The 13968-nt window shown below is 72.3% G+C and carries 11 protein-coding genes; 4 read left to right on the plus strand and 7 right to left on the minus strand.

Annotation, left to right across the window (positions count from 1 at the left end; all coding sequences use genetic code 11):
- Positions 1-1868: HAMP domain-containing protein (locus tag ABZU52_RS08180; RefSeq protein WP_354970358.1), on the minus strand; the 1868-nt coding region annotated here is incomplete at its 3' end.
- A 281-nt stretch (positions 1869-2149) separates the two neighbouring features.
- Between ABZU52_RS08180 and ABZU52_RS08185 the strand changes: the two genes are divergently transcribed.
- On the plus strand, positions 2150-4222 hold the full coding sequence (locus ABZU52_RS08185) for a SpoIIE family protein phosphatase (RefSeq protein ID WP_354970359.1): 2073 nt from the start codon (positions 2150-2152) through the stop codon (positions 4220-4222).
- A 9-nt stretch (positions 4223-4231) separates the two neighbouring features.
- On the opposite strand, the gene ABZU52_RS08190 is transcribed toward ABZU52_RS08185, so the two are convergent.
- Entirely contained in the window at positions 4232-5590 is a 1359-nt protein-coding gene (locus ABZU52_RS08190) for an FAD-binding oxidoreductase (RefSeq protein WP_354970360.1), read from the minus strand.
- Between the two features lie 96 nt (positions 5591-5686).
- Here ABZU52_RS08190 and ABZU52_RS08195 point away from each other — a divergent pair, with 96 nt between their 5' ends.
- Positions 5687-7783: a S9 family peptidase gene (locus ABZU52_RS08195; RefSeq protein ID WP_354970361.1), complete on the plus strand. Its 2097-nt coding sequence runs from the start codon at positions 5687-5689 to the stop codon at positions 7781-7783.
- Between the two features lie 17 nt (positions 7784-7800).
- Positions 7801-7956, plus strand: a complete 156-nt coding sequence (locus ABZU52_RS08200; protein ID WP_354970362.1) for a hypothetical protein — start codon at positions 7801-7803, stop codon at positions 7954-7956.
- Between the two features lie 55 nt (positions 7957-8011).
- Here the strand turns inward: ABZU52_RS08200 and ABZU52_RS08205 are convergent, their stop codons facing one another.
- The 4 genes from ABZU52_RS08205 to ABZU52_RS08220 form a co-directional block, all read right to left on the minus strand.
- Positions 8012-9544 (minus strand): FtsX-like permease family protein, encoded by a 1533-nt coding sequence (locus ABZU52_RS08205; RefSeq protein WP_354970363.1) that lies wholly within the window; start codon positions 9542-9544, stop codon positions 8012-8014.
- Positions 9541-10242 (minus strand): ABC transporter ATP-binding protein, encoded by a 702-nt coding sequence (locus tag ABZU52_RS08210; protein ID WP_354970364.1) that lies wholly within the window; start codon positions 10240-10242, stop codon positions 9541-9543. The genes ABZU52_RS08205 and ABZU52_RS08210 overlap by 4 nt, the downstream gene beginning before the upstream one ends.
- On the minus strand, positions 10239-10775 hold the full coding sequence (locus tag ABZU52_RS08215) for a PadR family transcriptional regulator (protein ID WP_354970365.1): 537 nt from the start codon (positions 10773-10775) through the stop codon (positions 10239-10241). Before ABZU52_RS08215 ends, ABZU52_RS08210 begins: the two co-directional genes overlap by 4 nt.
- Positions 10776-10976: 201 nt before the next feature.
- Complete coding sequence (locus ABZU52_RS08220) at positions 10977-11558, minus strand: TIGR03086 family metal-binding protein (protein ID WP_354970366.1); 582 nt, start codon at positions 11556-11558, stop codon at positions 10977-10979.
- A 31-nt stretch (positions 11559-11589) separates the two neighbouring features.
- Here ABZU52_RS08220 and ABZU52_RS08225 point away from each other — a divergent pair, with 31 nt between their 5' ends.
- Positions 11590-12405 (plus strand): AraC family transcriptional regulator, encoded by an 816-nt coding sequence (locus ABZU52_RS08225; protein WP_354970367.1) that lies wholly within the window; start codon positions 11590-11592, stop codon positions 12403-12405.
- A 21-nt stretch (positions 12406-12426) separates the two neighbouring features.
- Here ABZU52_RS08225 and ABZU52_RS08230 read toward each other — a convergent pair whose 3' ends face one another.
- Positions 12427-13965, minus strand: a complete 1539-nt coding sequence (locus tag ABZU52_RS08230; protein ID WP_354970368.1) for a SpoIIE family protein phosphatase — start codon at positions 13963-13965, stop codon at positions 12427-12429.
- Between the last annotated feature and the right edge of the window lie 3 nt (positions 13966-13968).

The raw sequence follows: 13968 nt of genomic DNA on the forward strand, positions 1-13968 counted from the left end.
TCCGCGAACGACGACAACTGATCCACCATCGTGTTGACAGTCGACTTCAACTCCAGAATCTCGCCCCGCGCGTCCACCGTGATCTTCTGCGACAGGTCACCCTTCGCCACGGCCGTGGAGACCTGCGCGATGTTGCGGACCTGGGCGGTCAGGTTCGACGCCATCGAGTTCACGTTGTCGGTCAGATCGCGCCAGGTGCCGGCGACCCCGCGTACCTGGGCCTGGCCGCCGAGCTTGCCCTCGGTGCCCACCTCACGGGCCACCCGGGTCACCTCGTCCGCGAACGACGACAACTGATCCACCATCGTGTTGACAGTCGACTTCAACTCCAGAATCTCGCCCCGCGCGTCCACCGTGATCTTCTGCGACAGATCACCCTTCGCCACCGCCGTGGTCACCGAGGCGATGTTGCGGACCTGGCTGGTCAGGTTCGACGCCATCGAGTTCACGTTGTCGGTCAGGTCCCGCCACGTACCGCTGACGCCCTTGACCTGGGCCTGACCGCCCAGGTTGCCCTCGGTGCCCACCTCACGGGCCACCCGGGTCACCTCGTCGGCGAACGACGACAGCTGATCGACCATCGTGTTGACGGTGTTCTTCAGCTCCAGGATCTCGCCCTGGGCGTCCACCGTGATCTTCTGCGACAGGTCACCCTTGGCGACCGCCGTGGAGACCTGGGAGATGTTGCGGACCTGGCTGGTGAGGTTGCCGGCCAACTGGTTGACGTTCTCGGTGAGGTCACGCCAGGTGCCGGAGACGCCGCGTACCTGCGCCTGACCGCCCAGCTTGCCCTCGATGCCCACCTCACGGGCCACCCGGGTCACCTCGTCGGCGAACGACGACAACTGGTCCACCATCGTGTTGACGGTGTCCTTCAACTCCAGGATCTCGCCCTGCGCCGCCACCGTGATCTTCTGCGACAGGTCGCCGCGCGCCACCGCCGTGGAGACCTGCGCGATGTTACGGACCTGGGCGGTCAGGTTCGACGCCATCGAGTTGACACTGTCGGTCAGGTCCTTCCAGGTGCCCGCCACATTCGGCACGTCGGCCTGGCCGCCCAACTTGCCCTCGGTGCCCACCTCGCGGGCCACCCGGGTCACCTGCTCGGCGAAGAGCCGCAGCGTGTCGGTGAGGTAGTTGATGGTGTGCGCCAACTCGGCGACCTCACCCTTGGCCGACACGGTGATCTTCTGGGAGAGGTCACCCTTCGCCACCGCCGTGGACACCTGGGAGATCGACCGGACCTGGTAGGTCAGGTTCGACGCCATGGTGTTCACCGAGTCGGTGAGGTCTTTCCAGGTGCCGGCGACACCCCGCACGTCCGCCTGACCGCCCAACTTGCCCTCGGTGCCCACCTCACGGGCCACCCGGGTCACCTCGTTCGAGAACGACGACAGCTGGTCCACCATCGTGTTCACGGTGCGCCCGATGCGCAGGTACTCACCACGCAGCGGCCGACCGTCGATCTCCAACGCCATGTGCTGGGACAGGTCACCGTCGGCGACCGCCACGATCACCCGGGCGATCTCGGTGGTCGGTCGACCCAGGTCGTCGATCAGCGAGTTGATCGCCCGCTGCCCCTCCGCCCAGGAACCGTCCAACCCCTCGTCGTCGAGCCGTTCGGTGAGCCGGCCGTCCCGACCGACGATCCGGCTGATCCGCCGCAGGTCCAGGTACTGCCGCTCCTGGAGCGAGACAACCTCGTTGAAGGCGTCCGCCACCTCACCGGCCGCCCCGGCGCGGCGGGGAAGCCGGACCTTCAGGTCGCCGCGACCGATCCTTCGCAGTGCCTCGGTCAACTCACCGAGGAGCGCCTCGTGGTCGGGCACGGACGGGTCCGCCACCGACTGCTTCGACGTGGTCATCATTCCTCGCTCAACTCGGGGGCACCGGTCCGTGCGGACAACACCGGCACCCCATATTGTGCCCGCGCGCGCCGTGGTGCCAGGGTGCGCGACCCGCCAGGTGCCATCGATCGCCAGTCGAACCGCCCGATCGGCGTCGAGCCGGCACGACGCGCCGCAAACCTCACCCGCCCTCCCGCAGCGGTCGTTTCGACGCGGCCCGCCGCCGCGCCGCTAACCGACGCGACAGCCCACGATCCGTGATCGGCTTGGCACCCGGCAGGGGAACGGTGGAGGATACGGGGGTGTCAGCCGAGACTGGGCCCGCGACGGCCGGGGCCCGGGACGGGGCCGTCCGGCGTGTCCGGCTGCCCGCCGACCGCCGCACACCGGCCGCCGCCCGCGCCGTGGTCCGCTCAGTGTTGACCGAGTCACACCTGGACGAGCTGGCCAACGAGGCGCTGCTGCTCACCACCGAGCTGACCACCAACGCCGTCGAACACGCCCGTACCGAGTTGGACATCGAGGTCGTCGCCGACGAGATCGGGCTGACCGTCACCGTCTCCGACTTCGCCCCCGGCTCGGGCGACGAGCTGACCGTCGGCGACCGCAACGACGCCACCGACATCAACGAGGTCTCCGTGCGGGGCCGGGGCCTGCTGCTGGTCGACCACTTCGCCAGTCGCTGGGGCACCACGTACCTGCCCACCGGCAAGGGTGTCTGGTTCCGGCTGGACCGCCCCGGCGTCGACCCGGCCGCCGCGGGCACCGTCGGTGAGTCGACACCGGCCAACGCCGGCCCTCCGACGAGCGCCGACGGGTCAGCGCCGAGCGCCAGCGCGATGAGCGAACTCATGCAGACCGCCCCCGACCTGTACGGGGACGACCCGTTGCCCGACTTCGCCGCCAGCCTGCTCAGCCGGGTCGCCGAGATGGTGGGCGCGGCCGGCGGCACCATCTACCTGGACCGGGGCGACGGGCAGGGCCGCCAGGTGCTGGCCCGCTTCGGTCGGCCGCCCCGCCCCGACAGCGACCTGCTCCGGGTGCCACTGACGGTGCACCGCCCGTACGCCGGGGAGTTGGAGTTGGACGCCGCGCCGTCGGCGTACGCCCGACCGCTGGCGGTGCTCACCGCCGAGCGGCTGTCGCTGCACCTGGAGAACGACCGGCTGCGTAGGACCGACCTGCGCCGGCAGGTGTGGCTGACGTTCCTGGCCGAGGCGAGCGAGCTGCTGGCCCAGTCGCTTGACGTCGACCTGACCATGGCGCTGGTGCCGCAGTTGGTGGTGCCGCGACTGGGTCAGTGGTGCGCGGTGCACACCACCGACGAGTGGGGTCGGCTCCGGCTGGCGGCGGCCAGCCACGCCGACGAGTCGACGCTTCCGCAGCTGCACAAGGTGCTGGCGGAGACCGGGCCGGACTCGATCCAGGCCCGCCTCCGCGAGGCGTCCCGGAGCGCGGCGCAGATCCCGCTGGGCGGGCCGATGGAGGGTTTCGCGGTCCCGCTGATCGCCCGCGGCCAGCGGCTCGGCACCCTGGCGGTGGGGCGGCACCAGCGGCATCGGCACGACCCGGACGAGGTGGCCGTGTTGGAGGACGTGGCCCGCCGGGCCGCGCTGGCCATCGAGAACGCCCGGATCCACGCCGAGCGCCGACGCGTGGCGCAGACGCTCCAGCAGTCTCTGCTGCCGCCGGTGCTGCCGGTGGTGGAGGGAATCGGTTTCGCCGCCGAGTACGTCCCGACCGGCGACGACGCCGAGGTGGGCGGCGACTTCTACGACGTGGTGCCGTTGCCCGACGGGCGCTGGCTGGTGGTGATCGGTGACGTCTCCGGCAAGGGTGTCCAGGCCGCTGCGGTGACCGGGCTGGTCCGCGACGTGATCCGGGTGCTGGTCGGCGACGGGAAACCGTTGCCGGAGGCGTTGGCCCGGCTCAACGAGACACTTGTCGAGCGCGGAGGCGGTCGTTACTGCACGCTGGCGCTGGCGGCGGTCGGGCCGGGCGAGGGCGACCAGTTGGACGTGTCGCTGCACCTTGCCGGGCACGACCGGCCGGTGCTGCTGGCCGGCGCGGGCGGCGCCGAGTTCGTCGGCACCGGCGGCACCGCGCTCGGTCTGCTCGACACGATCACCTCGCCGACCGCGGAAATCACGCTCGCGCCGGGCGATTCGCTGATCTTCTACACCGATGGTGTCACCGAGCGCCGACGCGGCCGGGAGTTGTTCGGCACCGACCGGCTGCGGGACGCTGCGGCGCCCCTGGCCGGATATTCGGCCGACGTGGTGGCTGCCCGCCTGCGCGCCGCGGCGATCAACTTCTCGGTCGAGCCGCCCCGCGACGACATCGCCGTCCTGGTGCTCCGCAACGACGCGACCTGACCGCCAGCCTCACAGGCCGCCGGGGAGCCGTCCGGGCGCGAGTCGGTGCTCCGGATCCAGGTGCCGCTTCGCGGCTCGCAACTGCGCCAGGCCGGCCAGCTCGCCCCAGAGGTCGACCGCCTGGCGGACCGCCGCCGGAGCCGAAACCACTACGCAGCGGCCCTGCCGGGCCAGCAGCACCCCTCGGACGGCGGCCAGGATGGACGCCACCCGGTCGGCCGCCAGGGCTCCCGGCAGCGCCGCGTGCACCACGCCCAGCCCGGCGGACCCGCGCACCGGCACCGGCGTGCCGGCCGCGTCGCGTAGTGCGTAGACGGCGGCGTGCAGGTCGCCGATCGGCACTTCCAGGCGCAGCGCGGTGTCACCGGGCGCGAACGGGTAGCGGCGCCACCACGTCGGTGCGGAGTGGGCGATCGTCGCCTCCCCGTGCAGCAGACCGACCAGCCGTTCAGCTCGCTCGGTGACGTCGGCGGGGCCGCCCTCCAGGAGCACCACCAGGCTGCCGGCCCGGGACGGCGCGCCGGCCCGCCCGGACATCGACGGATGGCGCTCCCGGGCGGTGGCCGACGGGTGACCGGGCGGGTACGGCGTACGCGGCCGAGGGGTGCCGCCGGGCAGGTCCAGCTCGATGGCCGACGGCTCCAGCCGCGCGGCGAGGATTGTCCGGACCAGGTCGTGCACCTCCAGCGGCGTCCACACCGGGCGGGACACCCAGAGCCGGCTCGCCGGCACCGGCTGGACCCGCAGGCTCGCCGAAACCAGCACCCCGAGCGCGCCCTGGGAGCCGCAGAGCAGGCGGGCCAGGTCGAGGCCGGGCGCGCCGCCGTCGACGCTGACCAGCTCGCCGTCGGCGGCGAGGTAGCGCACACCGAGCAGTTGGTCGCAGGGGCTGCCGTGGCGGTGACGCAGCGGACCCGCCTCACCGGCCGCGAGCACGCCACCCACTGTCGCGCCGGGTGACGGGGCGTCCATCGCGAGCCGCTGCCCGGTGCGTTCCAGCGTGGCCTGCACCGCCCGCAGTGGGGTGCCGGCCCCCACGTCGGTCACCAGCGAGTCGCTCGGCTCGTGACCGATACCGGCCAGCCGGCCGGTGTCGAGCAGGATGTCGACCTGAACGGGGGTGGCACCCCAGTCGATCTTCGTGCCCGCGCCTCGGGGCACCACCGTCAGGTCGTGCACGGCGGCCAGCCGCAGCACCTCGGCGGCGGCGTGCGGGCCGCCCGGAACCGCCACCCAGCGCGCCGGTCGCCCGGCCACCTCGTCGGCGGGCCCGGCCAGGCGGGAGAACGGCGGACCGCAGATCGCCGCCAACCGCCGGGTGATCTCGAGGGCTCCGGACCGGCCGAGGGAACTCGCTGCTGCCGCCATGCCGGCCATCGTACATGTGTTCGAAAGCCGTGGTGGCGGGGATCAGGATGCCGCTGGTCCGGCCCACTACGGCTGCCGGCCGGTAACGTGGCCGCCGTGACCACCGAGATTGCCCCGCCCGCGGCGAAGCGGGTGCCCAGCGAGCGCACCCACCACGGCGACACCGTCATCGACGAGTACGCCTGGCTCGCCGTCAAGGACGACCCGGAGACGATCGCCTACCTGACCGCCGAAAACGAGTACACCGACGCGCGTACGGCACATCTGGCCGACCTGCGCGCCGAGCTGTTCGAGGAGACTCGCCGCCGCACCCAGGAGACCGACCTGTCCGTGCCGACCCGCAAGGGCGGGCACTGGTACTACACCCGCACGGTCGAGGGGCAACAGTACGGAGTGCAGTGCCGCCGGGCGGTCCGCGACGGTGAGACCGACCCGCCGGTCAGCGTGGACGGCGCCCCGCTCGACGGCGAGGAGGTGCTGCTCGACGGCAACCTGCTGGCCGAGGGGCACGACTTCTTCTCACTCGGCGCGTTCGACGTCAGCCCGGACGGTCGCTGGTTGGCCTACTCCACCGACTTCTCCGGTGACGAACGGTTCACCCTGCGGGTGAAGGACCTGACCACCGGCGAACTGCTGCCGGACGAGGTGCCGGACACCTTCTACGGCACCGCCTGGTCGACCGACGCCTCGGTGCTGTTCTACGTGACAGTGGACGACGCCTGGCGGCCGAACCGGGTCTGGCGGCACACCGTCGGCTCCGCCGCCGCCGACGACGTGGTGGTCCACCAGGAGGACGACGAGCGGTTCTGGGTGGGGGTGGAGCTCACCCGGTCGGAGAAGTTCATCCTCATCGACATCCACAGCAAGGTGACCAGCGAGGTGCTGGTGATTCCCGCCGGCAACCCGACCGGCGCGCCAGCCGTGATCGCGCCCCGCCGACAGGGTGTCGAGTACACGGTGGAGCACCACGGCCACCGGTTCCTGATCCTGCACAACGACGGCGCGGAGGACTTCGCGCTGGCGTTCACCTCGGCGGACGTACCGGGCGACTGGGTGCCGCTGATCGAGCACACCCCCGGCACCCGACTGGAGGCCGTCGACGCGTTCGCCAACCACCTGGTGGTGTCGCTGCGCACCGACGGGCTCACCGGGCTGCGGGTGCTGCCGATCGGCAGTGACGACGCGTACGACATCGACTTCCCCGAGCCGCTGTACAGCGTCGGGTTGGACGCCAACCCGGAGTACCGCACCGGCCGGGTCCGACTGCGCTACTCCTCCCTGATCACCCCCGACTCGGTGTACGACTACGACCTGGTCACCCGGCAGATGGTGCTGCTCAAGCAGAAGCCGGTGCTGCCCGGGCCGGACGGGCGACCGTACGACCCGGCCGAGTACGAGCAGCACCGCGACTGGGCGCTCGCCGACGACGGCACGCGGGTGCCGATCTCGCTGGTCTGCCGCGTCGGCACCCCCCGGGACGGCTCGGCGCCCTGCGAGCTGTACGGCTACGGCTCGTACGAGGCCAGCATGGACCCGTGGTTCTCGGTGGCCCGACTGTCCCTGTTGGACCGGGGCGTGGTCTTCGCGGTGGCGCACATCCGGGGTGGCGGCGAGCTGGGCCGACGGTGGTACGACCAGGGCAAGCTGCTGGCCAAGAAGAACACCTTCACCGACTTCGTGGCATGCGCCCGGCACCTGGTCAAGGCCGGCTGGACGACCAGCGACCGGCTGGTCGCCCGGGGTGCCTCGGCTGGCGGCCTGCTGATGGGCGCGGTGGCCAATCTCGCGCCGGACGCGTTCACCGGGATCGTGGCGCAGGTGCCGTTCGTGGACGCGCTCACGTCGATCCTCGACCCGTCGCTGCCGCTGACCGTCACCGAGTGGGAGGAGTGGGGCAACCCGCTCGACGACCCCGAGGTGTACGCGTACATGAAGTCCTACACGCCGTACGAGAACGTGGCCGCCATGGATTACCCCGCGATCCTCGCGGTGACCAGCCTCAACGACACCCGGGTGCTCTACTCGGAGCCGGCGAAGTGGATCGCCCGGCTGCGGGCGGTCGCCCCGGGCGGCGACTACCTGCTCAAGACCGAGATGGGCGCCGGGCACGGTGGCCCGAGCGGTCGGTACGACTCGTGGCGCGAGGAGGCCTTCATCAACGCCTGGATCCTGGACCGCCTCGGCCGCGCCTGACGACGGGGGCGGCGGCGATGACCGACGAGGGCGAGCAGGGGTCGGCGCCCCGGCGTGCCTCCGCGTGGCTGATCCTCGCCGTGGTCGCCGCCGCCCTGCTCGTCTGCTGCTGCTCCGCCGCCGTGGGCCTGGTGATCTCCTGGTCGGCGGGGCTCTTCCACACCCCGACCTGACCGGTCGGCGGCTGATGCCGACGGGGCTTCGGTCCAGGCGATGGCCGACTCCTCGTCAGGCCGTGCGCAGCTCGTCCAGCGCCGTGCTGGCGCGCAGGAAGAGCAGACCGACACCGACCGTCACCAGCACCGCGACCAGCGCACCCGCGCCGAGCCAGGCCAGGTGCTCCAGGGGTACGGGAACGGCTCGCCGCACGTCGGGAATGTACACAATTCGGGTGTACTGCTCGCGAGTGGCCGGGTCGTCACAGAGTGCCGCCGCGGCCTCGCAGATCTGCGCCGATGAGCCGCCCGTTGACACCTCCGCGATGAGCCCTCGACCGAGCAGCGTGCCCACCGCGAGCGCGAGCATGATCGCCGGCACCGCCGGGGCCAACGCCTGCCAGGCCACCGAACGGCTCAGCACGGCGCGGGGCACCCCGGTGGCCACCAGCGCGGCGTAGGCACGTCGGCGGGCGACGATCCCCTCGACGAGCGCGACGATCAACCCGCCCGTCGCGATCAGGATGGCCACGGCCACCGCGCCGTCGACAAGATCCATGGTGGACAGATAGAAGGGGTTGGCGCCACCGTCCACCCCGGCGAGTCGACTCTGCTCCCGTTCGAGCTGGTCCTTGGTGGCGAAGTAGGCGCGCTGGGCGGCTGCGCCCCCGCCGAAGATCAGGGCGGCGAGCAGCGCGGCGAACGTCCGACTGCCCGCCCACGGGTCGGCCATCAGCCGGCCGGCCGCAAGCAGGGCCGCGGGACGGCGGGCGTGCCGACGCAGCAACAGCCCGCAGTGGTACGAGATCCAACCGGTGCCGAACACCACGCCGACCATCGCCGCGATCCCACTCGCCGCGAACATCAGCGGCGCCAGCCAGGCCACCAGCACGCCGTGGTCGTCGTACCGCTGTGCCACCGGACGGATCGCCGCGAACGAGACCACACCCAGCCCGATCAGGACGCCGGCCCACGGTCGCGGGCCGCGCTCGCGGGCGGCCTTGCGGCTCACCCCGAGCGGGCTGGTGGTGACCGTACGCAGCATCAGGGCGGTGGCCAGCGCCGCGACGGCCGGCAGACCGAGCAGCACGGCGGCCAACGCGCCGGGCGACGGCAGCACGTCGGTGGGCAGGGCCAGTCGGCCTCGCCCGTCCGGACGGTGCAACAGATCGCGCCCGACCAGGTAGGCGCCCAGCCCGACGAGCGTGCCGAGCAGGGCGGCCACCCCGGTCTCCAGCACCGCCAGCCGGGTGACCTGCCCGGGAGTGGCACCGGCCAGCCGGAGCGCGGCCAGTCGGCGGTCCCGTGCCGGTGCACCGAGCCGGGCGCACTGACCGGCCAGCGCCAGCACCGGGATCATCAGCATCAGCAACGCGAACGCCGTCCCGCCGCGTAACCCGGGCTCCACCAGCAGAGCGTTGTGGTACTGCTCCGACCACCTGTTCGGGTTCTCATCCGTCGCCGCCGGGGTGGGGATGGCCAGCACGGTGAGCGCCGCGAGCCCGGCCAGGGTCGCCAGCAGGGCGCTGAGCGCGGTGAGCACCACCCGGGCGGTGTCGGTGCGGGTGCCGGCCAGCGCGAGGCGGACCAGCGTCGTCGGTCTCACCGGGCACCGCCGGCCAGCGGCACGTCGAGCCCCAGGCCGGTGTGGTCCACCAGACCGTCACGCAACACGACCTCCCGATCAGCGTACGCGGCGATCCGTGGCTCGTGAGTGACCAGCACGACGGCGGTGCGCTGCTCACGGGCGAGCCGGACCAGTTGGGTGAGGACCTGCTCGCCGGTGAGCGTGTCCAGTGCACCTGTCGGCTCGTCGGCGAAGAGCACCCGAGGCTCGGTCACCAGCGCCCGAGCCGTGGCGCACCGTTGCTGCTGACCGCCGGACATCGCGCCCGGCCGTACATCGGCCACCTCGGCCACCCCGAACCGCTCCAGCCAGGTGAGCGCCGCCGTCCGTGCCTCTCGCCGCCCCGTGCCGGCGAGGAGCAGGGGCAGGGCGACGTTCTCCGCGGCGGTCAGCTCGGCCACCAGCTGACCGAACTGGAACAGCACCCCGAACTCGGTGCGCCGCAACCTGGACCGGGCCGCCTCCGACCAGGTGTCGATGCGGTGCCCGCGCCAGGTGACCTCGCCGGCGTCCGGGCGGAGGATCCCGGCCAGGCAGTGCAGCAGGGTCGACTTGCCGCAGCCACTCGGCCCGGTGACGGCGACGATCTCGCCCTCGGCCACATCGAGCGTCACGCCGCGCAGCGCGGGCGTCGGGCCGTACGCCCGAACCACACCGCGAGCCTGGAGTTGCGTCACGGATGCACCTCCCGGTGCCAGTCGGCGACCCGGCCCAGGGTGGCGTGCAGCCACCGCAGGTCCGCGTCGAGGTGGGCGATCGCGAAGTCGGCCGCGACCACATCGCTGAGGGTGGCGGCCAGGTCGGACTTGACGGCGGTCAGCTCGCGCAGCCGTGCGGTGTGCGCGGCCCGCTGGGCGATCAGGTAGGACCGGGCCCGATCGACGTCGGCGACCAGCAGCGCCACCACGACCTTGGCGAAGAGCGTGCTGGCCACGTACGGCATCGGTGGTTCCACGGTGGACAACCACTGGTCCAGCGCGTCCCGCCCCTGGTCGGTCAGCGCGTAGGCGGTGCGGTCCGGCCCGGCCACCCGGTCCTGCCCGGCGGTCGCCACCAGCCCGTCGCGTTCGAGCCGGCCGAGCGTGGCGTAGACCTGCCCGAAGGCCAGCGGCCGAGCCCGTGGCAGCCGCTCGTCGTGCGCACGCTTCAGCTCATACCCGTGTCGGCTGCCCCCAGCAAGCAACCCGAGCAGAACAAACGGCGTAGACACCCCGCCCACTATTCACCCAGCGAATACCCAAGTCAACAACCCACCCCAACCCCCAACCCCGCCCCAACCCCGCCCCAACCCCGCCCCGCCCCGCCCCGCCCCGCCCTCAACAGAGTTGATCAAGAGGTTTGCGTCAATAAATCGACGAAATCTGACGCAAACTTCTTGATCAACCAGGACGGGGTGGGGGGAGGCCGGCTGTTAGGGGGTTTGGGGCCAGGTGGGGGTGCGGCCGGTCTGGGCCAGGAGGTGGGCCAGGTCGGAGGGGACCGGGGCGCGGCTGGCGGTCGGGACGGGGTCGGCGAAGACGCCCATCTTGCGGGCGGTGGGGCCCAACTGCTCCACCAGCCCGTGCAGCTCGGCCACCACCTCCGGGGCCGGGTGGTACGGCTGGTCGGTGGCGACCGCGAGGTCCCAGCCGTGCACGGTCAGGTCCAGCAGGGCCATACCACCGACGAGGGGCTGCGGCATGCCCATGCCCGGTGACACGCCCTCCAGAGTGGACGGATCCGACCAGGCGGCGATCAACCGGCCGGTCTCCACCTCGAACCGGTCCCGCCAGCCGTCGCCCAGGTGGTCGGGCTTCTCGGCCCACTCCACCTGTCGCTTCTCGGCCAGCTCCTGAAAGTTGACCACCACCTGGAAGAGATGATTGAGCAGATCACGGACCAGGTAGTCCTGGCACGGCGTGGGCAGGTCCAGCTGGTCGTCGGAGATGCCGCGCACGACATCGACGGTTCGCGGCGCGGCGGCCGCCAGCAGATCGCTAGTCTGAGTGGACATAGGGCCAGCGTATGAGGGTGGTCTTGAACAAATGCGACAGCGACCGCGTGGCGACAGCCGGGGCATTCTCGACCCCGGGCGGCTGCTGCGCGAGGTGCGCTTCCGTCGACACCTGCCGGCGGAGTCGCTGCGCCCGCGGGTCGAGCACTACTGGTTGATCGACTGGGTGTTGCGCACGCCGTTCGAGCAGCGGGTCGTGCCGCACCCGGCGGTGAACGTGGTGTTCCGACGTGACGACGACGGGCCCGAGTCCGGCGAGGTGGCCGGGGTGGGCCGCGACCTGTTCCGGATCACCCTCAACGGCACCGGCCGGGTGTCCGGGGTGCAGTTCCGCCCCGGCGGCTTCCACCCGTTCTGGCAGCGCCCGGTGAGTGAGCTGACCGGCCGCCGGGTGCCGCTGCCCGCCGGTCGGCTGACCCACCCGGACTTCCCAGTGAGCGCGGGCGGGTCCACCTCGGCGGCCGACGACGACGAGCGCTGCCGGGCGTTGGACACCCTCCTCAGCGGCTGGCAGCCGGAGCCGGACCCGATGGCCGAGGAGGCCATCCGGCTGGCCGAGGCGGTCCGTACCGACCGGACGGTGCTGCGCGTCGACGACTTCGCCGCGCGGCACGACGTTCCGGTCCGCCGGTTGCAGCGGCTCTTCCCGGAGTACGTGGGGGTCGGGCCGAAGTGGGTGATCCGCCGCTACCGGCTCCAGGAGGCGGTCGAACAGGCGGCTGGTGGCCCGCTGAGCTGGGCTGACCTCGCCGCCGACCTCGGCTACGGCGACCAGGCCCACCTGGTCCGTGACTTCACCGCCGTCGCCGGGGTGTCCCCCGCCGCGTACGCCCGGTCGGTGCGCTGAGAGAGCCGGGAGAGCCACAGATCAGCGGCGACGCAGGACGACCACGGCGACGTCGTCCTGGATCTCCGGTGGGGCCAGTTCCACCAGCAGTCGGGCGCAGAATCGGTCCAGGTCACCGTCGACCGTCGCGGCGACCGCGGCGAGCGCGGCCAGCCCTTCGTCGATGGTGGCGTCCCGTCGCTCGATCAGCCCGTCGGTGTAGAAGACCAGCGTGGCCCCGACCGGCACCACGAACTCCAGGTCGGCCGGGCGCGGGGCGCGGACGCCGAGCAGCGGCGCGGGGTGCTGCACGAACTCGACCTTGCCGTCCATGACCATCAGCGGCGGAAGGTGCCCGGCACTGGCCAGCCGGACCCGTCCGGTCGGCGGGTGCAGCAGCAGTACGCAGAGCGTCGCCAGCTCGTTCGGCAGCAGCGTCCGCATCAGCTCGTTGACCCGGTGCAGGATCTCGCCGGGCTGGTGGCCCTCGACCGCGTACGCCCGCACCGCGTGCCGCAGCTCGGCCATCACGGTCGCCGCGTGCAGCGAGTGGCCGGCGACGTCCCCGATCGCCAGCAGCAGGTGCCCGTCGAGCATCACCAGCTCGTAGAAGTCGCCGCCCACCTCGGTCTGCGCGCTGGCCGGCTCGTAGCGCACCGCGAGGTCCAGGCCGGCCACCGTGGGCAGCCCGCGCGGGAGCAGGCTGCGTTGGAGGGTGACCGCGATCCGGTGCTCCTCGTCGAACGAGCGCTGCCCCTCCACCGCTGCCGCCACCGCCTGGGCCAACTGCTTGAGCACCGGCGTCCGCGCGGTCTGGGTGGCGGTCGGCACCACCACGTACAGCGGGGCCCGGTCCTCGCGCAGCCGGGCGGCGGCGACGGTCACCGTGTCGTCCGCCGGCCAGTCGACGAGCGACCAGTTCGCCGGGGTCTCCACCCGAACCGTGGCCCCGGTCGGCACCCCGGTGTCGTCGACCACCCACGGCACCACCGCGGCCACCGCGCCGGGGCCGGCGCAGACGCCGGCGAGGCAGTCACCGTCGAAGGTTTCGGCGATCACCGCGGCCGGGCTCTTGAAGATCTGGGCGGCCCCCTCGGCGGCGGCCTCCAGCAGGCGCGCGAAGGTCGGCGCGGCGTGCACGGCCACTGTCGTGTCGGCCAGCCCGAGCAGCCGCTCGGCGAGCAGTTCGGCGCGCTGCCGGGCCTGGTAGTAGCGCAGCACCGCCCGGGTGGTGGCGATCAGCTCCTCGGGCTCGATCGGCTCGGTCAGGTACGCGTCCGCGCCCCGGGTCAGCCCCTGGGCGCGGTCGGCCACGTCCACGGCGTGCGCCGACACGTGGATGACCGGCAGCACCGGATGCCGCGCCTTGATCTGTTCGCAGACCTCGTAGCCGCTCAGGTCGGGCAGCCGGACGTCGAGAACCACCAGATCGATCCGGTCCACCTCGACCCGATCCAGCGCCTCGGCGCCGTTCTCGGCCTCCAGCACGGTGAACCCGGCCCGGGTCAGCCAGCTGACCAGCAGGTAACGCTTGGTACGACTGTCATCGACCACCAGGATGGTCGCCGGCACGCCGTCCACGCC

It is taken from the genome of Micromonospora sp. NPDC005220 (assembly GCF_040607895.1).
Classification (GTDB): domain Bacteria; phylum Actinomycetota; class Actinomycetes; order Mycobacteriales; family Micromonosporaceae; genus Micromonospora.

What these genes read in the sequence shown, in the direction of transcription:
- ABZU52_RS08190 (WP_354970360.1), bottom strand. Translation starts at nt 5,590, where the DNA reads ATGGCGGCAGCAGCGAGTTCCCTCGGCCGGTCCGGAGCCCTCGAGATC.
- ABZU52_RS08200 (WP_354970362.1), top strand. Translation starts at nt 7,801, where the DNA reads ATGACCGACGAGGGCGAGCAGGGGTCGGCGCCCCGGCGTGCCTCCGCG.
- ABZU52_RS08220 (WP_354970366.1), bottom strand. Translation starts at nt 11,558, where the DNA reads ATGTCCACTCAGACTAGCGATCTGCTGGCGGCCGCCGCGCCGCGAACC.
- ABZU52_RS08225 (WP_354970367.1), top strand. Translation starts at nt 11,590, where the DNA reads ATGCGACAGCGACCGCGTGGCGACAGCCGGGGCATTCTCGACCCCGGG.